Origin of the sequence: Flavimaricola marinus (genome assembly GCF_900184895.1) — a bacterium.
GTDB lineage: Bacteria > Pseudomonadota > Alphaproteobacteria > Rhodobacterales > Rhodobacteraceae > Flavimaricola > Flavimaricola marinus.
The window spans coordinates 61,348-80,722 of record NZ_FXZK01000013.1; the positions used below are offsets into that span (position 1 = coordinate 61,348).

The following is a 19,375-nucleotide window of genomic DNA, read 5'->3' on the forward strand; positions in this document are numbered from 1 at the left end:
TGCATTGCTCTGAACGCCGGAAATCCTGATTTTTGGGCCTGAAAAGTCACAGTAGGCGCGTTTTTTGCCGATCGAGAACATCAGATAAGGTATTGATAGTATGCTAAAGATTGCTGCGGTCGGACTGGGGTTGCCGATATACCTTGCCGATCTTGGACCCCAATCGGCACTGACTGTATGAAGTCCTTGGGAACCGCGGTGGTGTCGGACCCTTGTCAGTTTCCGCGGTCCAGTTGGCGGTTGGAAAGTGAAAGTGTTCTTCGGGTTTTGTGACTGACGGATGAGGGCCTTTGGGGTCCCTCAGATGGGTCCGGGCCGGATTCCGGTCTGTCTTTCTCACCAACACTCGAAAGGAGGCCAGCCATGGCCCGATCCCGCACGCCCAAATTCGATGCCTCCGAGGTCATCACCAACGAAATCATCCGTATCATCGAGCGCGGCGTCCTGCCGTGGCGCAAGCCCTGGACCGCAGGCGGCAGCGCGCGCCCCCTGCGCGTGTGCGGAGAACCCTACCAGGGAGTGAACAACTTCCTGCTCACCATGCGCACTGTGATGGCGGGCCACGGTTCGCCTTTCTGGATGACCATTCCCCAGGCCAATGCTTTGGATGCAAAGGTCCGCAAGGGCGAAAAATCCTCTGTCGTTGTCTACTACGGTAAAAGCCGGAAAGACGCCGGCGATGAGGATGAGCACAGGGAGAACGATGATCGCTCTGAGGAGGCCCGCGTCTTTCGATTCCAGAAATCCTACCGCGTCTTCAACGCCTGCCAGATCGAGGGCTTGCCCGACAGCTTCTTCCCCGATCCGGAGCCGGCACCCGAACATCCGCCGTCCGAGCCCATCCCGCATATGCAGGCGTTTTTCGACGCCATCGACATCACGACCGTCTTCACGGGGACGGAAGCCTACTATCTGCCGCCCGTGGATAAGGTCTTCATGCCATCGATTTCGCGGTTCGAGAACCCGCGGAATTTCTACGGGGTCTGGGCCCATGAGCTGGCCCATGCCACCAAGGCACGGCATCGGCTGAACCGCGACTACGGCCTCTCGCGCTTCGGCAACACGGCCTATGCCCGCGAAGAGATCGTCGCCGAGCTGGCCTCGGTGTTCCTTGGCCAGACGCTCGGCTTTACGGCCCATACACTCGAGATGAACGCGGCGTATCTCTACAATTGGCTACGCGTTCTGCGCTCTGACAAGAATGCGATCTTCAAGCACGCGGCCGACGCGCAGCGCGCCTGCGACTACCTGATCGCACGGTCGGAGGCGGGTAGGGCAGGGGAGGGCGCCCAGGCCGCCTGAGCGGTTTGTGCCAGTAAAGGGAAAGCAGGCTTTGAGGAGGGTGTTTCAACTTCTCAAAGGAGAGCCCCATGTCCATGACCGTTCAACCCCAGCCAGACCGTCTAGATCCGAGTGTGACCGCAGCGCAGAACGACGCGTTTCGCAGGCTCGCATGCCTTGGAGTACCGCTCGCGCAGCCCATCCAGGGCCGAATGCATGTCACCCGATCGCTCATGGAGGCGGGGGACGGTTTCATGGCCGAGGCGGTGAATGTCACGGGGGCGTTCGACACGTTCGAACCCGAGAACGACCCGGAGGGCTGGCATGATTTCGGGGCGGTTGAGATCCGCGGCGAGACCGTGTTCTGGAAAATCGATCTCTATGAGGCCGGGTCGGACTTCCGCTACGGGGCGGAGACCCCGGATGATCCCGCCACCACCATACGCGTGTTGACCATAATGATGGCGCGCGACTGGTAGGGGAGGGGACATTTCCTCCTGACACCTCAAGAAATGAAGGCCCACTGACCCCTAAAAGGGAGAGTGGGCCTTTTGTCGTGGTGATCCCTGAAGCCGGGGATTGGTCACGCGCGTGAGTGCGTCGGCCACACCTCACCCACCTGAAAGGATATCCCATGACCACGAATTTTGCCCCTCTCACCATCGCCATCGGCGATCTGGTCCCGCATCCCGCCAATGTGCGCAGCAACTCTCCAGAAACCTATGATCCCGAGAACATCGCGCATCTGAAAGCCAGCATCGCTGTGCTGGGCCTGCTCCAGCCGCTCCTGGTCCAGAAGCTCGACGGCAAATATGCTGTTCTCGCCGGGGGCCGACGCCATGCCGCGCTGAAGGAGCTGGTCGCGGACAAGAGCGAGAAGGGGTTCACCGCGAAAACCAAGGTCGACTGCCGCCTCGTGCCCGAGGATTGCGACGTCACCACGGCGCTGTCGCTCGCCGAGAACATCACGCAAGCGCCGATGAATGCCATCGACGAATTCGAGGCTTTTGCGCGGATGATGGAGGTCGACGGTCAGACGCCCGAGACCATCGCCAAGACCTTCGGCACCACGATCGCCGCCGTGAAAGGCCGCTTGCGCTACGGCCTCATTCATCCCGACATCCGCGCCGCGGCACGGGCCAAAACAATCACGCTCGACACGATGAAGGCCTTTGCTGAGCACCCGAGCCAGGAGGTGCAGAAGGAGGTCTATGAGGCGCTGACCAAGGAAGACAGCTACCTGCAGGCCTATACTGTCCGTCAGGCGCTCAAATCCCGCGGGGTGCAGGTCAGCGACGATATCGGGGCCTTCGTGCGCGAGGACTACGAGGCCCGCGGCGGCACCATCGCGGCTGATCTTCTGGACGAGCATTCGGTGCTGGAAGATGCCGCGCTAGTCGAGACCATCCTGCTCGAGAAACTCGGGGCTGCCGCTGAGCAGGCCCGCGCAAAACTGGGCTTTGCCTGGGCAGATGCGATGGTGCGCTATGATTACGCAACCATGGCCGACTATGGCCGTGTCTATCCCGGCCCGATCGAACCTGATGAAGCTGCCCAGAAGCGCGTGGATGAAATCACCGCCGAACTTGAGAAATTGCAGCTCGAGATGGAGGATGAGGGGCTCGAGGACGGTGCCTACAACGCGCTTTGCGACCGCGTGGACACCTTGGAAGAGGAAGCCCGCGACCTGCAGGAGGCCTACAGCACCGAGGACCTCGCCCGTGCAGGTGTGATCGCGTCGTGGCAGGGTGGGCAGATCACGCTCCATGTTGGCCTCGTCCGCCCGGAGGACACCGTGAAAGAGGAGGGCGCGCGCGGCTCCTCGGCCAACCCGACCGGAGAGGAGGCCCCGGACGCCGGCGAAATCACCTATCCGACCTCATTGGCTGAGGATCTCAAGACCGAGCGGGCCATGGCCCTGGGCGCCGCAATGACGATGCATCCCGAGGCCACGCTCGATCTGACGCTGTTCAAGCTGGTGAGCGATGTTCTGGCCAGCGGCATGAGTGTCACGCAGGCGATCAAGATCGATGCCCGCAAGGAATACCGCAGCCATGCCAAGATGGACGAGATCGACGAGACCTCGCTTGAGCAGCTAGCGGCGGCGCATGATGCGCTTGATCTGTCCTGGCTCGATGACGCCCGTTCGCCCGCCGATCAGTTCGCGGCGTTTCGTGCGCTCAATGCAAGGGAGAAGGCCAAGCTCGTGGCCTATGCCACGGCCAGCACCACGCAGTCCTGCTTCGCGCGGGACCGCCAGCGCGACAGCATGATGCATGACTTCGAGATCGAGATCATGCCCGACATTCGCGCCCACTGGACGCCGAACGCGGCACTCTTCAATCGCTTCAAAAAGGCCTGGCTGCTGAAGATCCTCGGCGAGGATCTGGGTCTGGCCCAGGAGGCGGTGACGCTGGCGTCGTCGAGCAAGAAAGAGATCGTCGCCTTCTGCGACAAGCTCTTTGCCGAGCCCTTCGCCACACTCACGGACGCGCAGCGCGCTGCCGTGGCCGCCTGGTGCCCGCCGATGATGCAGACCGCCGGTGTCGCCTTTGATGAGGCGGAGCCCGCTGCGGAAACCCCGGAGCCTGACAACGAGGTCGGGCAAGCGGCCTGAGGCCTTACGCGACCCGCGCGTGGACCACGCCGCCCGCGCGGGTCGACCCTCCCACACCCAACGGAAAGACTTCCCATGGCTATTCTCAAGTTCTCTGCGTCCGCTGTCGCGGCGCAAATCGCACATGCGCGCGCCTGCAAGACCTTCCTGCCCAACTGGAACGGGCCCGTGGACAGGCCCGCCCTGATCCTCATCGTCGGCAATGGTGTGCATCTGCGCTCAAACGGGATCGATGGCACGACCACCAGAATCGTCACCACCGAACAGGCCGATCCCTCCTTCGCCTTTGCCGACGGCATGAACCCGTTTCGGGACACCGACTGGATGGCGCAGCGCCGCATGGCGTTTCGCGATCTGACCGGCCAGTTCTACACGGACATCCTCGACGATGTGCAGGTGCTCATCGACCGGGGGCGGGGGGCCATCCGGCTCGCCACCGATGGCCACAGTATCCGCGTCTTCGTGCGCCGGGCCTCGGACTATCTCATCGGCGGGACCTACGAGGTGCCCTCGGGCCTCGGCGGCACCTTCCGGGTCATTCTCAAGGATGCCTGCGACACCTTCGCGATCGTGCAGAACTGCGGCAATTGCGAGGATTTCGACGCCATGCAGCCCTATCGCGTGCCGCTGGATACGCTGATGGAAATCGATGACCGGAGGGCGGCGTGATGGGTTGGCTCTTCTACACCGACGGCCGCGTCCAGACCTACGCGGATGAGAAAGCGGAGATTGCCCGGCTTTGCACTTTTGAGGGCGACAGGCGCAAAACCGAACTGGTGAAAGCCTGCAAGGTCGGCTCCACTTGGTATGCGGCGGCAAAGGTCACCAATTTTGACGGCACCCCTGTCGAGGACACGACCTATATCACCGATCCTGACGGCTCGATCACCTTCGGCGCTGTCTTCCTCACCCGATACGATGACGGCTGCTGGGGCTACAAAGACATGGAGGAAAGCGCAGGACCAGTCGAATCTCGCGCACCACTGAGCCTGTTGGCCCTGCTGTCCGAGCTGAAAGACCCAGACAGCTACGCCCAGGACTGGCGTCAGCGTTGCCGGGACTGGGCTGCGATCCCGGACTACGAGGAAGGCGACAAGATCAGGCTCGCCACGCCCGTGACGCTCACCGATGGCAGCACCTGCCAGATCGTCACCGCGACGCACTACAGACGGGGGCGGCAAAAACGCCGCTGCTACCGCATCGAGGAAACCGGCGGGCTCGTGCGGCTCTCAAGGGCCTCGCTTGCGGGCTCGGAGCTGCTCAGTTCCGCGAAGGGTGCGGCCAGTCCTGTGCTGGCGGAGTATCTCGCGGGGCAGGGTGGCTGAGTTTCCCGCTGAGACAACACCACGGGACTACGCGCGCACATACTGCCGACTTGAATTCGTATCTCAAATGAGATACACCACTCCCATCAACTGGAGGACCATCCATGCCTGCCCAAACATCCATGCTTCATGTCCGTGTTGACGATCAGCTGAAAGCACAGGCTTCGGACGCACTTGCGGGCGTCGGTCTGACGCTCTCCGACGCGGTGCGTATTCTTCTGACCCGCGTGGCCGCAGAAGGCGGATTGCCTGCCGGTTTGACCGCTGATCCGGATGCCTATGACGCCTGGTTCCGGGCGAAGGTACAGGAAGCGCTGGACGATCCAAGGCCCACAACGCCCCATGCCAAGGCGATGCAAGACGCTCAGGCATTGATTGACGGGAAGCGCCTTGCCAAATCTTGAATGGAAAGCCACGGCAATCGCCGACTTGCTGGCAATCATTGACTACATCTCTGACGACAACCCGGATGCCGCTCAAGTTCTCAAAGATGAGATTGAACACAAGACGTCCCTGCTTCCAGAACGCCCTCAAATGTATCGTGCGGGCCGTGTCGATGGGACCCGGGAGATGGTTATTCGACCGAACTACATCGTAGTTTATGCTGAAAGCCCTGAGATGGTGACCATTTTGCGCGTACTTCATGCTGCGCAGCAGTGGCCATGATCGGCGTGCAGGCCCCCCGCTAAGAAATTGCCCGCTCTACGCCTTCAAAGTGTAGAGCGGGCTTTTTGTCCTTTGGAACTCAGACCCTGATCCAAAGGAAAATCCCCATGACCAAGCCTAATCCGGCAAACCCGGCATTCCCAATCTCCGACGCCAACCTCGCCTCTGCCCTCGCGCAGATCGGCGCGGAGGTCGACCACCAGCCCCTGCGCAGTTCAGCGCTCGCGCGTATCATGCGCGAGACGTTCCATGGCAGCGATGCCGGCGGTGCCTGGGACTGGCGCATGGCATATGACCTGATGCAGGCCGCGGCTGTCCAGGTGCTGCTGCGTGGGGAAGGTGCTTCAGGTGGCATCGCCGCTGCAAAGCTGCTTGCCTCACGGCTGCTGACGGAAACCCGCCGCTCCGAGCAGCAGATCCGGCTGCAGCAGTTTTCCACGCCGTTGCCATTTGCGGCCCTGACGTTGCGGGCCGTTGCGATCCGCAAGGGCGAGACCGTGCTGGAGCCCTCGGCGGGCACCGGTGCTCTCGCTGCGTTCGCGTCACGGGCTGGTGCCACACTTCTGCTCAACGAGATCGAGCCCTTTCGCCAGCGCCTCCTGCGCGCGGTTTTCGGCGGCGAGGTCACAGGCCATGACGGCGAGCATATCGATGATCTGCTGCAAACGCCGGTTCTACCCGACGTCGTGGTGATGAACCCGCCCTTCGCTTCGTCGGTCGATCGCTCTCGCGACAAGCACATCGCCGCCAAGCATCTCATCGCGGCCGCGAAGCGTCTCGCGCCCGGTGGCCGGCTGGTGGCGATCATGCCGCCTGGGTTTAGCCCGGAGTGTGATGCCGCGCATTGGTCCCGCGCCTGTGGAATCCTGACACCGCGACTGGCGCTCACGATGCCGGGGCAGGTCTACCGCAAGCTTGGCACCTCTGTCGAAACCCAGCTGATGGTCTTCGACAAGGTGCAGGAGGACGGCGAAATGATCCGCGTCCCTGTGCGGGATCTGGATGAAGCCTTGGCATATGTTGATGCTGTGGCCTCAACCCGGACCGAGATGCGCCCCGTACAACAGGCAGCGGCGATCCCTAACGGGCGGCCGACCGCTCCATCCTCTGCTCCGCGCAAGACCGCCGCTGCGCCTGTTGCCGCTTCCAAACCCCAGGCCAATGCCGTCCGCCCGCTCAGCTTCACAAGCTTTGAGGCCCCCCGTGATAACACGCCCATCTCGGACATTTATGCGCGCTACCGTCCGCAGCGGATCGAGATCGCGGGTGCGCAGGAACATCCCACGCCGCTCGTTGAAAGCATCGCCATGGCCTCGGTTGCCCCGCCCATACCCTTAAACACGGGCAGTGATGACTTGCGCCTGCCCGCCCGGTTGATCGAGGAGGGACATCTCTCCGAGGCGCAGCTCGAGACCATCATCATGGCCAATGATGCCCATGGGCGCAACTTGCCGGGGCGTTTTACCATCGATGACGACCAGACAAAGCTGACGCGTGCCGTTGATGACCCGCATGCGTGTCCCTATCGCCTCGGGTATTTCCTCGGCGACGGCACCGGTTGCGGCAAGGGGCGCGAATGCGCGGGGCTGATCCTTGTCAACTGGCTTTCCGGGCGCAGGAAGGCGATCTGGGTTTCCAAATCCGCCACGCTTATCGAGGACGCCATCCGCGACTGGACCGATCTCGGCGGCTCGCCCGCCGACATCCAGCCGCTCTCCAAATGGAAACCGGACCAGCCCGTCCCTATGGGTGACGGCATCCTCTTCGTCACCTACGCCACGCTGCGGTCCGCGGGCAAATGCGGCACCACGCGACTGAGCCAGATCCTCGACTGGATGGGCGAAGACTTTGAAGGCGTACTGGCCTTTGATGAGGCCCATGCCATGCAGAACGCGGCCGGGTCCGAGCAGGGCAGGGGGGTCAAACCCTCCCAGCAGGGCCTTGCTGGCCTGCGGCTGCAACTGGCAGCACCCCGCGCTCGCGTCTTCTACATCTCGGCCACGGGTGCCACGAGCGTGCACAACCTGGCCTATGCCGCGCGTCTCGGTCTCTGGGGGCAGGGGCCCGAATACCCCTTTCCGAGCCGCGAGAGCTTCGTTTCTGCGATGGAAGCCGGCGGTGTCGCTGCCATGGAGGTGGTCGCGCGCGATCTCAAGACGCTCGGGCTCTACACGGCGCGTGCCCTCAGTTTTGATGGAGTGGAGTATGACGTGCTCGAACACGCGCTCACTCCGGCCCAGATCGAGATCTACGACGCATACGCAGGTGCGTTTCGGACGATCCACCACAATCTCGAAGCCGCGTTGACTGCGACCGGCGTCAACGATGCCTCGGGCGAGACCAATGCCTCGGCCGCACGCGCCTCGGCCAAGTCCCGCTTCGAGAGTACCAAGCAGCGCTTCTTCAACCATCTCCTGATGGGCATGAAAGCCCCGACCGTCATCCGCGCCATTGAGGACGACCTGGCAACGGGCCACGCGTGCGTCATCCAGGTGGTTTCGACAGGCGAGAGCCTGCTGAAACGCCGGCTTGAAACGATGGACCCCGACGACGAGCTCGTCGTGGGTGTCCTGACGCCGCGCGACTATGTTCTGGGCTACCTCGAACAGGCCTTCCCGATCCACGCGCAAAAGCTCGTGGAAATCGACGGCAATATGCTGGCGGAACCTTTGCGGGATGAGACCGGGGCGCTGGTTGTCTCGCGCGAGGCGCTCGCCCTGCGTGACGCGGCCATGACGGAGTTGATGACGCTGGCTCCGATCCCTTCGGCGCTCGATCAGATCCTCTGGGCTTTTGGCGACGAGGCCGTCTCTGAAGTCACGGGTCGGTCCATCCGGCCCCTCAAGACCGCCGACGGCCATCTATTCATCGAGAAGCGCAGCCTCAGCAGTAATTCCTCCGAGACCCAGGCCTTCATGGACGGAGAGAAGGATATCCTGATCTTTTCTGACGCGGGCGGCACGGGCCGGTCCTATCACGCGGCGCAAACGGCCAAGAACCAGAAGCGGCGGCGGCACTACCTGCTGGAGCCCGGCTGGCGCGCGGACGCGGCCATCCAGGGGCTGGGCCGCACACATCGCTCTGCCCAGGTCAGCGCGCCCTTCTTCCGGGTCTGCACCTCCGATGTGCATGGCGAGAAGCGCTTCACCTCGACGATTGCCAAACGCCTCGACCAGCTGGGGGCGCTCACCAAGGGCCAGCGCGAGACCGGCTCGCAGGGCATGTTCCGCGAGGAGGACAATCTCGAAAGCCCGATTGCGCGGGCGGCTTTGCGGGGATATTTCGCCGATCTTGCCGCCGGGCGGGCCGAGGCAATGAGCTACGAGAGCTTTACCGACTGGACCGCCCTGCGGCTGATCGACAAGGACGGTGTGCTGCTCAAGGAGCTGCCGCCGATCCAGCGGTTTCTGAACCGGGTGCTGGCGCTGCCCATTCACATGCAGAACGCGCTCTTTGCCGAGTTCATGCGCCGGATTACCGATCAGACGGAACGGGCGCGCGCGGCGGGCACGCTCGATCTCGGCGTCGAAACCCTGCGTGGCGAAAAGATTGAACAGGTCTCCAAAGAGGATCTCTGGACCTGCCCGAAATCCGGGGCCGTGACGCGGATCATCGGGCTCGAGGTGACGGACCCGGTCCACGTGCTGTCTGCGGATGACGCCCTGTCGCGCAACCCCGACAAGCTGCCGATGGTCAATCGCGCCTCGGGGCGTGCGGCGCTCATCTCGGCGCGGCCCATGCAGATGTATGACGAGGACATCGTCACGCTGATGCGCAAGGCAGTGCGGCCAAACGGGTCGAGCTATCTTGAAGAGGCACGGTTCGAGTCCTCCGCCTGGGAAGAGATTGGGAAACCCGAGTTTGTGCAGCTCTGGGGTGAAGAGGCTGCCGCCCTTCCCAAGACGACCACGACCAAGCTCTACCTGCTGACCGGGCTGCTGTTGCCGATCTGGAAAGACATTCCGACCACCAATGAGCGCATCTACAGGGTCACGCCTGACGGGGCAACGGCCATGATCGGTCGCACGTTGAGCGAGGAAGGGGCTGCCGCGCTCCGCGCCCGCTTCCTGGTCTCCAACCCGCAAACACCGCAAGAGATGCTGACTGCCGCCCTCGGCACGACCGCGCGGGTCGATCTGGGCCGGGGTCTGAGCCTGACCCGTCGCCGGGTCGCAGGCGAGATGCGTCTCGAGCTGTGCGGCGCGGACAAGGGCATGATTGAGGGTCTCAAGGCCCTCGGCTGCTTCACCGAGATCATCGCTTTCCAGCTACGGGTGTTCCTGCCGCATGGGGACGGGATCGACACGGGAAGCATTCTGGCCCGGATCGTGGGGCAGAGGCCTGCCATCACGGCAGACCAAGCCGCCTGAAAAGCCAAAGCAGGCTTTGGGTGGGGCGTCGCGGATCGGGATTTGACCGGTCTGCGCGTTCCGGGCGCGCGGGCAGGCCAATGGCACGCCTGCGCGCGCCCCAAATTCAGACAAGAGGACAGATCCATGACCAATCCCCAGATCGACTATGCCGCAATGGCGGCTCAGTGGCGCGCAGAGCGCGAAACCACCTTAAAGGCGACCCGAGCGGAGCTGATCGCGCAATTGCGCGCGCTTGGCATCAGCGAGGTGACCGCTGAATACGAAGGCTATGGCGACTCCGGCAATGTCGAGGATGTGACGGTGCTGCCTGCGGAGGTCCAACTGCCGGAACCGCTTCTCACCGCGGTGGGCGATTTCGCCTGGTCACTCGCCTATCATCATCATCCGGGGTTCGAGAACAACGAGGGCGGCTACGGCACGCTGACCTGGGACATTGCAGAAGACAGCATCACCCTCGATCACGCCGACCGCTATGTCGAATGCTCGCACAGCTATGACGAGGGGCTTTGAGATGGCCCATCCGCTTCATCATGCCGAAAGCTCTGCCCGGAAATTCGGCGGGGTGCCGTCTGACTATCAGGCCGTCCACGATTGGTTTGACGCCTCGAAAGAGCATCTCGCGCTTTTTACGCACCGGGCCTTGCGCCACCATACCCAAGGTCTGTTCGATGCTGAACGTGTCTTCGGTCTAACCCTGACCAATAGCGCAAGTCGGGACATTCCCGTGCGCTGGATCGGCGAGCAGCATATCCGTGAAGACTGCCAGGGCCGCATTCCCAGCATGGCGGACTGGCTGCGACGGATCCAGCCCGAGCCATGGATGGCCAATGGCCATATCGACCGGCATGTCGGCTCCGAGCCCTGCGGCGACCCAAGGGCCGCCTGGGCATCTGAAGTCGCCGCCGGAAGAACGGTTCTTGGTCTGAAGGATTGGATGGCGGCGCACGCGAGGCAAGCCACGCAAGGTGCCTGACAGCACTAGGCCATTGGCCAAACCAATGCTGCATGGAAGCCCGGTTGGAAGATCGGGCTTCTTGCGTCGTTTCCCCACCATTCTACTTGAGGAGGGTCACATGACACTCGATGAAATCAAAGCCGCGGTCGATGCCGGGCAGACCGTGCATTGGGCCAATACCGGTTACGTTGTCCACAAGGACCGGCTCGGTCAGTACCTGATCATCTATCAGCCGAACGGCAGCTGCATCGGTCTGACCGACCGGGAAGGGCATCGGTTGAACGGAAAAGAGGCGGAGTTCTTCATCGCGCGATTGAAGGACGGCGTGGAAAATCTGGGTAACCAATCAAGACCAAACGGGCAGGGGAGGGGCGTAGCACCCGGAGGCGCGGGGGCATTCCCACTCGGACGGCAGCTTTGACCCGTGGGCGGGGCTGAAAGGAAAGCAGGCTTTCTGATTTGTGATCCCAGGAGGGGTCGAGAAAGCAATCCCGGATGCGCTGGCAAGAACGTCAGGCACCGGCCAATCCAAGAAGGAACTATCCCATGTTCGCAGGAACCCTCACCCGCAATGTCGAGACCGCCGCCACTGAATACACCGGCATGATTCACTCGACGCGCTTTGACATCGCCATCCAGCTTGAGGCACGGGCCAAGATGTCCGCGCGCAGCCCGGATTATGACGTGACGGCGATCAACAAGTCCGGTCGCAAGGTGCGCATCGGCACGGCCTGGAACGAGACGGGCAATACCAGCGGCAACCCCTACATCTCGATGCAGATCGATGTCGGCCTGGGCCCGTTCCGGGTCAACGCGGTGCAGACGAAAGAAGCGCGCGCGACCCAAAACGGAGAGTTCGAGATCATCCCTCTGGTCTCGAACGGCCTGATGAAATCCGGCTCGATCTCGGGCGAGCTTACCGCAATGGACGCCGACAACGCCTTCACCGGCTACATCGCCAACATGATGTTCGATCTGGAGTTCATGCTGATCGAGAACAGCTACAAATCCGAGGAGACCCACCCGGATTACCGGATCGAGGTCAGCTCGCCCCGGGGCACACCGATCCGCGTCGGCTCGGCGTGGATGGCCAGAAGCAGCCGCACGGGCAATGACTACCTGTCACTGCTGATCAACACGCCCGATGGCGACCTGCGCGTCAACGCGGTGCAGAACGAAGAACAGCGCGGCGGTCAGACCTTCTCGATCATCCCGTTCATCGACAGCGGTGAGCAGCCGCAGGACGCGGGCACGGGGCTGTCGCTGGTCGCGTGACCTTGGCATGAGACTGGACGAATTGAACCGAAAGGGGAGCCGTGGGATCACGGTTCCCCTCTTACAATGTCCGTCATGAGTGTAAGGTCAGATTTGCCAGGTGCGTTCAGGTTGCGAGCGGCCCTAAAACATAAGATGGCGGCAGCCCTTAGAACGGCCTGCCCCGCGTCCGAACACACACCCGAAAACAGCCCAGTTAGATATAGTACTTGAATGGCTGCGGTCCGCCCTCCCGCGCCGAACCCATCACAAGGATGTCTCCGACCATCTTTGCGAAGCGGACTGTTACCGGCAACCCATCGTTGAAGTTGCACGAGTTGTAGTTGATCTTTGTCAGTCCCATGATGTCAGCAAGTACCGTCCGCATCTCTGGCTTCTGGTGCTTTGAGCGCAGGATCGTCACCATAAGCGGGTTGGGTGTTTCAGGCCCGATATACGTATCCAGCTGCGGGACGTAGCCGCTCGTCCAAAGGTAGGCGTTCTTCTCGTCTAATCTTAGAGCCGTTCCTCTGATCACGGGGTAGTCGCCTGCACGGAAGAGCTTTGCGTCACCACCCGTAGGTCTGATTCGTACACCGACGACGTTCGTCCCTTTCGGAGCCGCCTGACAGAAGGCCTGCCACTCCTCGTCGTTGAATGACGCCTGCCCATGAATGAAGAGTTCCTTGGGCGGCTCGGAGTGCAGATCCCGGTACGCTTCTATCACAGTCCCTAAGAGTTCTTTCGCGGCGTCAGCGTTTAGATGGTATTCGTACTCGCTGGTCTTCCAAGGGCCATTCGCGCCGCGGAACACCACGCCATCGCCTTCACTCAAAAACATCTGCGCCGCGCAGCAGACGTGATTATCGCGGTTGTTTGGGAGGTTTTTGTAGACCATCCCGATGTAGCATACTCCTTCTCGCACGTTCGACAGCCGCCAGGGCGGACGGTCCTGAGTCTTATAGTAAAGCCCCGTGGCGATGTTCCACGCCACTGTCGCAGGGTCTTGGGTGGTTCGCTTCGGATAGCCCGCACTGTTGAGGAACGCTGTCGGCTCAAGGGTCGACTCGCGCAGGATCTGAGAGGGCGCGATCGAGAGCAAAGTCGCCTTGATGTGCCTACGGAAGTCGGGAATGTCGTCAAACACGTCCTCGATGCGCGGGTCGAACCGTTCGTCCATGAAAAGGAACGACTGGGGTGACCTTACGCGCTGCTTCTTGGGCGTTTTTCCAGCGACCAGTGTCAAACCGGTCCGCCTCGATTCCGGACGGCAGCGCTCGTAGACTATCTCGGGCACGACGAACATCCATACATCAATCGAACCCTCCTCGTTGCGCCTGAACTTGTGGACGCGCTCAGTGTAGATACGGGCGACCGCATCGACGGCCTCGTGCATGTTCTGCACCCTGGTCGCGCGCTCGATGGCGTCGAACTCGACCGTCAGGGCCCTGAGCCGATCTGGATCGTACGTAACGCCAAATGTCTCTTCGAGCCCGGCGAAATCCGCGAGATGAAGGCGGTCCTTCTTCTCCGTCGGCCCCGGAGGCGGCACCGGTATCCCCGAAAGCAGCTGGCGGCTCCAAGAGCGGAAGTGGCCGATCCCGTCCGGCGTTCCGACAACCCCAATTCGAACCTCTCGAAGCTTCCTTGGGCCGTCATGAGGTCCATATAGATAAAGGCCATCCTTTGGGTGGTGGCTTCTCTGGTCATGGCAGAAGTCGAGTTCTGGCTCGTCGAAGTGATCTACGATCAAATTTGCCTCGGGAAACCTCATGTAACGTCTCCTTCGGGCTCAGCATCTTCGTCATCAGCCGCAGGCCGCCCGAGCGTGCTTTCGTCCTGCTCTTCGGCATCAGGGTCGCCTACGTCTGGAAGTGCTGTGCTGACCGGTGAAGTGAATAGAAGGGGCTCAGATGAAAGAAGCATGTCCTGGCCCGGAGCCAGCGAAACCCGAATGTAAGCTGACTCTCCGGACATGATCTGGAGGAATGCCAAAAGCCGTCCATGCCATTGCTTGTTGCGCCAACCCTTGCAGCCCGATCTGCGGAGGCGATGCATCTTCTTCGGATCATCTATGCGTTCGCCCTGCTCCGTATTGTTGTCCTTAGCGAAAAGGACGCGCGCCTTCAGGCGGAAGTGCCAGAAAGGCCAGTTCCGAGGGATCGCCGTTACCCCATACGACCAGACATGCTTTCGGGCGATGTTGCGCAGCATGGACGACCGGCGTTCGCCTTGCCGACCCCAGGGCACCCGTTCACCAATCCCGACTTGGGTGGGGGAAACATGGAAACCATCGCCGTTGGAATAAGCGTAGGCGACCATGCCAATCTTCCTGCAGTGCCGTTCCCAACCATCGCGCAGCAGGCCCGTGAGCATATTCGACAGATCGCGTCCCGCTACGCCTATCTCAGGCATACCCTTTTCCACCGCATCGACAACCGGCACAGATGTCCTTAGGCGCAACTTCGCTACGCCTCCGAGGCTTTCCTCAACATCAGGGGGCGCAGCGAAGGTGATTACGCCTCGCTCATGCGCGACGGCGGGAAACGACAGCCCTCGCACCCGCCTCTTGAGGACGTCGGTCTGGACCGCTCCCGCCGCCTCGTAGAAGTGGAGTTCATCGGGCATTTCCAAGATCTGAATCCAATTCGAGACTAAGGACTCTGGCTCGCGCACTAATGGAACAGCACCACGCTTGCGGAAGCAGTCCCATTGAGCTGCGACCGCGATGTGCTCGCGTCGGCGCGTTACGCCTTGGCGGCGCAGCGTCTCGAGAAGTTTCGAAAGCCCTTCTGCCCAACCCCGCGCGAAATCGGCAGGCGTCGCATCGCGGAGGCCATCAATCTTGGCCCCCTCCTCGATCCGTAACGGGATTATCAGGCGAGTTTCGCCGAGACTTGCAGCAAGCGTTTTCGCCCTGTCGATCAGGTCCATCGCGTCGTCGTTGGTGCGGGTGGCCGCGCTCGCCACTGCCAGCACCTTCGCCGCGCGGTGCTCCAGCGCCACTCCAATCTCCTTGTGCCATCTGTCTCCAGGCTCGAGGGTCAGTATCTCGGAAAAAACGCGATACCCGTGCGCTTCGAGCTTTGGACCGAGCCAAAGGATGAACTGATCGTGGTCGGGGCGCGCTCCGACAAGGAACAGGGTATCCCGCTGCGTTTCCGCCTCTGACTCCACCTTTCCGCCGATCCCTGGCTTTGGAAGCAACGCTTGAAGGACCGAAGGAGGCTTCAGGCGGCCCTCGCGCTCATCCAGCGTCTCATGAAGCATCCGCTTCAGCGTGCGCCCGCTCGCGGGGGTCCATAACTTGGGATGAGCTTCCTCGATGTCAGGATGCGCGCGCAGCAACGCCTCAAGATCCTCGCGCCCGAAGATGTTTCCCGGAGATCGAATGGCGGGTCCGCAAATTTCCACGAGATCCTGCTTTCGTTGTGGAGTCATCGCTACGGACGTTGACAGGATGTAGCGATCGGGCGCCAACTGATCGATCTTCGCGCGCTCCTTCGACATCTCACGCTTCAAAGCTGAGATGGCAGATCTATCGTATCTCTTTGCTTGTAGGATCGTCAGGCTTTGCGCCTCTGGCGCGTGGCGTCCATCTATTCCACCATCAGCTCCTTCGCCGAATTGCTCGAAGCGGATGCCAAGAGCGCGGCCGATAAGGTCGGCTGAAAGCGCCTCGAACTCGGAGGGCGATAAGGCAGAGAAATCGGCAGGCATAATATCTATATATCGCCATCCAGCCCGGTTTACACCCAAGATTTACCTCACAGACATGCCGATTTGGCATCTCACAGAGAATCTAGAGCACAGGTGCGATGTGGCTGGGTTAGTCGATATCAACCTGCGCCCATCATTTCCGGAACGGGTTTCCGCGATCACGTCGTTAAGCCGATAACTGATGTGTCACCGTGAAGGTCGACATTCTGCAATGTCGCATGCTGTGATAGAGAATTTGTATCGCTGGCAGTGAACTCTTCTGCACATCAACCGTGGCCTGAGCCTTGCGGCCCCCCTGCTCGGCTTCGCGTGTCGCAGGGGAGAACGGCCCTTCGGTCCGTCGCGCATTCGGCCATGCGGCCTCACCGCGGCGTCGCACCCAGGCTCCCGGTTTGCCCGCTTCGCGAGCACGTCCCGCCCCGGCCGCTCCGCCGGATTGCGCTCTGGTCTGTTTTGCGGGGCAAAACGATCCCGCCGCTCCATCCGTCTCACGCGTCCGGTCGGGCCGTTTGCCTGCTCGGGTCGGGCAAACCTACCGTCAAAACACACACACATGAGCGCGGAAGCATATCCTCCGGATGGCCCCCAAATCAGTCCGCGTCAAGGATCGCAAAACTTTTCGGCGAGGGCGGGGCTGGCGGGGAGGGTGGTCCAGTGCGTGAGGGCGCGCATGTGTCCGGTGCTGCGCGCGGAAAACTTTTGCGCCCGGCCAGCCGGCGGCTGCGCCGTCCCTGACCCGGGCAGATTCGGAAACCAGGCATTCGGCCATGCCCCCACACTCACGTGGTGGCTCCACAACCGAATACTGGAGACCAGACATGGCTTACGACACCGCAAACACCTACGAGACCATCGAACTTTTCGGACTGACCGAGAAGGACGCGCAGCTGCCGATCCCGGAAGATCACATCCTGACCGACCGCATCATCCGCGAAAGCTTCGAGGCTTTGCTCGGTCAGCTACGCGGGACCGGGCTTGAAGCCGAAATCGAACCGCTGGCCCATGGGCTCGCGACGATCCTGCAGCGCCGCAAGGTGGCACTCGGCAAGGAGGTCGACCGCACCGCCGACAAGATCGGCGCGCTGGCAAAATCCCACGACGGATCGGAGATCGCCGAGACCGCGCTCGAAGAGGCGCAGGCGCGCTTTCTGCAACTGCGCGAGATTGTCGGCGCCATCGAGGTGATGAGCGAGGCGGCGGCGGAATGTTACGAGATCGAGACCGGTCACGCCTTCATCCCGGCAGCCGGATCGCGCGCAAGCGTCCGGGCGCAGGAGACAGGCGCTGTCTTCGAGGCGCGGCAGCTCCTGGAGCAGCATGACCGCGAAACCGCCGAGAAATCCAAAGTCGAAGGGGTGCCCCTGATCGTCTCGGGCGCCACCGACTGGACCGATGTCGATGTGATCTTCAACACGCTCGACAAGGTTCGCGAACGGATCAGGCAGAACCGCAACCAGGAGATCTTCCTCTGCCACAAGGGTGGCAAGCACGGGGCGGAGATGATTGTGGCCCGGTGGGCCCGAGCACGCGGAGTCGCGCAGGCGCGCTTCGATCCGCGCTGGTCTGCGCACGGGCGGGCGGCACCGTTCAAGTGCAACGACGAAATGCTGGACGACAAGTTCGCGGCGACGGGGGTTGTCCTCTTCGGTGGCAACGGGGTCGCGCTGAACCTCGGGCAGAAGGCGGAAGCGAAAGGCCTGACGGTCATGCGGGTTGCGGACCCGGCGAAGAAGACTTCGCAGGATTGAAGAGAGGGGGTCGCGCTTGGCGCGGCCCTTTCGTCGTTGCTCAGGGATGTGGAGGTGCCCTCACGTCCTTTTGCCTAGCAAGTTTATGTTTCGATAGGTATATGCGTGCCAAGCAAAATTTATAAATGATTGGCATGACACCTCTCAGCAGCATCGCGATGAGTGCCTATACTGATCTGGTGCGTCTTTTGAAGGACGACGCCTTGTCCGGTGTCGAAGGTAAACCCACGCTCAAGGAGCGCGGCGACAAGGCCTATTGGTATGCCGCGCGACGCGTCGGAACCGAGATGCGGTTCACCTATATCGGCGAGGACAGCGACGAGACACGCGCGCGCATCGACCGGATCGAAGAGCGGCGCGCGACCGCCAAGGAGCGGCAGGCAGAGCGGTCACGGCTCGTTCGACTTCTGCGGGCCGAAGACATGACACCAACCGACCGGGCAACGGGTTCCATCCTGTCGGCCATGGCCGCAGCCGGAACCTTCCGGTTGGGCGGCACCATTGTCGGGACGAATGCGTTCCGGCTCTATGAGGGCGAGCTTGGTGTTCGTTTGCCCTTAGGGGGCATGGCCAATACCGGCGACATCGACATTGCCCAGTTCGAAAAGCTCAGCGTTGCACTACAGGATCAGGTTGATCCGGGTCTGGCCGAGACCTTTTCGGCTCTAAAGTTTGATCCCCTTCCTGCCCTTGACCAGGGCCGGACCTGGCGATGGGCTCAGGGCGGCAGCGGTCAGTTGGTCGAATTCCTGACCCCGGCCTTCGGAGATGAGAGCATCCGAGAGCTGCCAGAATTGGGCGTGGACGTCCAAGGATTGAACTATCTCAGCTTCCTGATGGCCGAGCCGATCCATGCGGCGGCGATCTATCGATCTGGCATTCTCGTCAAAGTCCCGCGCCCGGAGCGTTATGCGATCCACAAGTTGATCATTGCGGATCGGCGGCGGGACGGAGCGGGGAGCCTCAAATCCGCGAAGGACCGCGAGCAGGCGGCCTTCCTGATCGAGGCGATGGCCGAGGACCGGCCCGATGATCTGGCCCGCACCTATGCCACCGCGCTGGAGGTTGGCCCGCGCTGGCGCGAGCATATTGGCAATACGCTGAAGCGTATGCCGGAGACGAAAACAATCCTCGACGGGTTGGGCACGTGATCGCGGCAACGGGGTCGCGCTGAACCTCGGGCAGAAGGCGGAAGCGAAAGGCCTGACCGTCATGCGGGTTGCGGACCCGGCGAAGAAGGCGTCGCAGGATTGAAGAGAGAGGGTCGCGCTTGGCGCGGCCCTTTCGCCATGTCTCACGGCGCGTGCGATCGGTCACGCGTGATCGGCAGTCTGCGGCGGCCAGCACCGTTATCTCTCTACCCGGTCCGTCAGAGTGCGGCCCATCCGCATCGGTACGGGCTGGGGATGGTGCGCACCTCACGCACATCGTCAGCA

General features: G+C 62.0%; 16 protein-coding genes and 1 pseudogene. 15 read left to right on the plus strand and 2 right to left on the minus strand.

The features are described from left to right. Positions 1-363: 363 nt before the first annotated feature. From LOM8899_RS20070 to LOM8899_RS20125, 12 genes are all read left to right on the plus strand, one after another. Positions 364-1,302: an ArdC family protein gene (locus LOM8899_RS20070; RefSeq protein WP_093994033.1), complete on the plus strand. Its 939-nt coding sequence runs from the start codon at positions 364-366 to the stop codon at positions 1,300-1,302. Between the two features lie 68 nt (positions 1,303-1,370). Beyond that, a complete protein-coding gene (locus LOM8899_RS20075) occupies positions 1,371-1,760 on the plus strand; it encodes a DUF3768 domain-containing protein (protein ID WP_093994034.1) in 390 nt (129 codons plus the stop codon). A 155-nt stretch (positions 1,761-1,915) separates the two neighbouring features. After that, on the plus strand, positions 1,916-3,898 hold the full coding sequence (locus LOM8899_RS20080) for a ParB/RepB/Spo0J family partition protein (RefSeq protein WP_093994035.1): 1,983 nt from the start codon (positions 1,916-1,918) through the stop codon (positions 3,896-3,898). Positions 3,899-3,973: 75 nt separating this feature from the next. Beyond that, positions 3,974-4,567 carry a regulator gene (locus LOM8899_RS20085; protein WP_093994036.1) on the plus strand — a complete coding sequence of 198 codons (594 nt, stop codon included), beginning with the start codon at positions 3,974-3,976 and terminating at the stop codon, positions 4,565-4,567. Then, entirely contained in the window at positions 4,567-5,223 is a 657-nt protein-coding gene (locus LOM8899_RS20090; protein ID WP_093994037.1) for a DUF6927 domain-containing protein, read from the plus strand. Before LOM8899_RS20085 ends, LOM8899_RS20090 begins: the two co-directional genes overlap by 1 nt. A gap of 104 nt (positions 5,224-5,327) precedes the next feature. Next, complete coding sequence (locus LOM8899_RS20095; RefSeq protein ID WP_044353023.1) at positions 5,328-5,627, plus strand: type II toxin-antitoxin system RelB/DinJ family antitoxin; 300 nt, start codon at positions 5,328-5,330, stop codon at positions 5,625-5,627. Next, positions 5,614-5,889 (plus strand): type II toxin-antitoxin system RelE/ParE family toxin, encoded by a 276-nt coding sequence (locus LOM8899_RS20100; protein WP_093994038.1) that lies wholly within the window; start codon positions 5,614-5,616, stop codon positions 5,887-5,889. Before LOM8899_RS20095 ends, LOM8899_RS20100 begins: the two co-directional genes overlap by 14 nt. Positions 5,890-5,996: 107 nt before the next feature. Further along, positions 5,997-10,259, plus strand: coding sequence for a bifunctional class I SAM-dependent methyltransferase/DEAD/DEAH box helicase (locus tag LOM8899_RS20105; protein WP_093994039.1), 4,263 nt, complete (start codon positions 5,997-5,999; stop codon positions 10,257-10,259). 126 nt (positions 10,260-10,385) lie between these two features. Continuing rightward, positions 10,386-10,772 (plus strand): DUF6878 family protein, encoded by a 387-nt coding sequence (locus tag LOM8899_RS20110; RefSeq protein ID WP_093994040.1) that lies wholly within the window; start codon positions 10,386-10,388, stop codon positions 10,770-10,772. 1 nt (position 10,773) lies between these two features. Further along, positions 10,774-11,235: a DUF6915 family protein gene (locus LOM8899_RS20115; RefSeq protein ID WP_093994041.1), complete on the plus strand. Its 462-nt coding sequence runs from the start codon at positions 10,774-10,776 to the stop codon at positions 11,233-11,235. Positions 11,236-11,335: 100 nt separating this feature from the next. Then, positions 11,336-11,638 carry a hypothetical protein gene (locus LOM8899_RS20120; protein WP_093994042.1) on the plus strand — a complete coding sequence of 101 codons (303 nt, stop codon included), beginning with the start codon at positions 11,336-11,338 and terminating at the stop codon, positions 11,636-11,638. Between the two features lie 125 nt (positions 11,639-11,763). Next, entirely contained in the window at positions 11,764-12,492 is a 729-nt protein-coding gene (locus LOM8899_RS20125; RefSeq protein WP_093994053.1) for a DUF736 family protein, read from the plus strand. A gap of 196 nt (positions 12,493-12,688) precedes the next feature. On the opposite strand, the gene LOM8899_RS20130 is transcribed toward LOM8899_RS20125, so the two are convergent. Then, positions 12,689-14,245, minus strand: a complete 1,557-nt coding sequence (locus LOM8899_RS20130; RefSeq protein WP_093994043.1) for an argonaute/piwi family protein — start codon at positions 14,243-14,245, stop codon at positions 12,689-12,691. Beyond that, the gene (locus LOM8899_RS20135) at positions 14,242-16,191 is read right to left on the minus strand and encodes a TIR domain-containing protein (protein ID WP_093994044.1); all 1,950 of its coding nucleotides are present in this window, start codon (positions 16,189-16,191) and stop codon (positions 14,242-14,244) included. The genes LOM8899_RS20130 and LOM8899_RS20135 overlap by 4 nt, the downstream gene beginning before the upstream one ends. An 818-nt stretch (positions 16,192-17,009) precedes the next feature. Here LOM8899_RS20135 and LOM8899_RS20140 point away from each other — a divergent pair. The 3 genes and pseudogenes from LOM8899_RS20140 to LOM8899_RS23775 all read left to right on the plus strand — a co-directional run. Then, positions 17,010-17,939 carry a DUF2493 domain-containing protein gene (locus LOM8899_RS20140; RefSeq protein WP_093994045.1) on the plus strand — a complete coding sequence of 310 codons (930 nt, stop codon included), beginning with the start codon at positions 17,010-17,012 and terminating at the stop codon, positions 17,937-17,939. A 134-nt stretch (positions 17,940-18,073) separates the two neighbouring features. Next, positions 18,074-19,090, plus strand: coding sequence for a nucleotidyltransferase family protein (locus tag LOM8899_RS20145; RefSeq protein WP_245820652.1), 1,017 nt, complete (start codon positions 18,074-18,076; stop codon positions 19,088-19,090). A gap of 1 nt (position 19,091) precedes the next feature. Next, positions 19,092-19,193, plus strand: a pseudogene (locus LOM8899_RS23775) (DUF2493 domain-containing protein); the annotation flags it as partial. Between the last annotated feature and the right edge of the window lie 182 nt (positions 19,194-19,375).

Excerpts from the sequence above, each read along its gene's own strand:
- LOM8899_RS20095 (WP_044353023.1), top strand. The coding sequence starts at position 5,328 with ATGCCTGCCCAAACATCCATGCTTCATGTCCGTGTTGACGATCAGCTG.
- LOM8899_RS20125 (WP_093994053.1), top strand. The coding sequence starts at position 11,764 with ATGTTCGCAGGAACCCTCACCCGCAATGTCGAGACCGCCGCCACTGAA.
- LOM8899_RS20075 (WP_093994034.1), top strand. The coding sequence starts at position 1,371 with ATGTCCATGACCGTTCAACCCCAGCCAGACCGTCTAGATCCGAGTGTG.
- LOM8899_RS20145 (WP_245820652.1), top strand. The coding sequence starts at position 18,074 with ATGACACCTCTCAGCAGCATCGCGATGAGTGCCTATACTGATCTGGTG.
- LOM8899_RS20120 (WP_093994042.1), top strand. The coding sequence starts at position 11,336 with ATGACACTCGATGAAATCAAAGCCGCGGTCGATGCCGGGCAGACCGTG.
- LOM8899_RS20080 (WP_093994035.1), top strand. The coding sequence starts at position 1,916 with ATGACCACGAATTTTGCCCCTCTCACCATCGCCATCGGCGATCTGGTC.
- LOM8899_RS20070 (WP_093994033.1), top strand. The coding sequence starts at position 364 with ATGGCCCGATCCCGCACGCCCAAATTCGATGCCTCCGAGGTCATCACC.
- LOM8899_RS20110 (WP_093994040.1), top strand. The coding sequence starts at position 10,386 with ATGACCAATCCCCAGATCGACTATGCCGCAATGGCGGCTCAGTGGCGC.
- LOM8899_RS20135 (WP_093994044.1), bottom strand. The coding sequence starts at position 16,191 with ATGCCTGCCGATTTCTCTGCCTTATCGCCCTCCGAGTTCGAGGCGCTT.
- LOM8899_RS20130 (WP_093994043.1), bottom strand. The coding sequence starts at position 14,245 with ATGAGGTTTCCCGAGGCAAATTTGATCGTAGATCACTTCGACGAGCCA.
- LOM8899_RS20140 (WP_093994045.1), top strand. The coding sequence starts at position 17,010 with ATGGCTTACGACACCGCAAACACCTACGAGACCATCGAACTTTTCGGA.
- LOM8899_RS20090 (WP_093994037.1), top strand. The coding sequence starts at position 4,567 with ATGGGTTGGCTCTTCTACACCGACGGCCGCGTCCAGACCTACGCGGAT.
- LOM8899_RS20105 (WP_093994039.1), top strand. The coding sequence starts at position 5,997 with ATGACCAAGCCTAATCCGGCAAACCCGGCATTCCCAATCTCCGACGCC.
- LOM8899_RS20115 (WP_093994041.1), top strand. The coding sequence starts at position 10,774 with ATGGCCCATCCGCTTCATCATGCCGAAAGCTCTGCCCGGAAATTCGGC.
- LOM8899_RS20085 (WP_093994036.1), top strand. The coding sequence starts at position 3,974 with ATGGCTATTCTCAAGTTCTCTGCGTCCGCTGTCGCGGCGCAAATCGCA.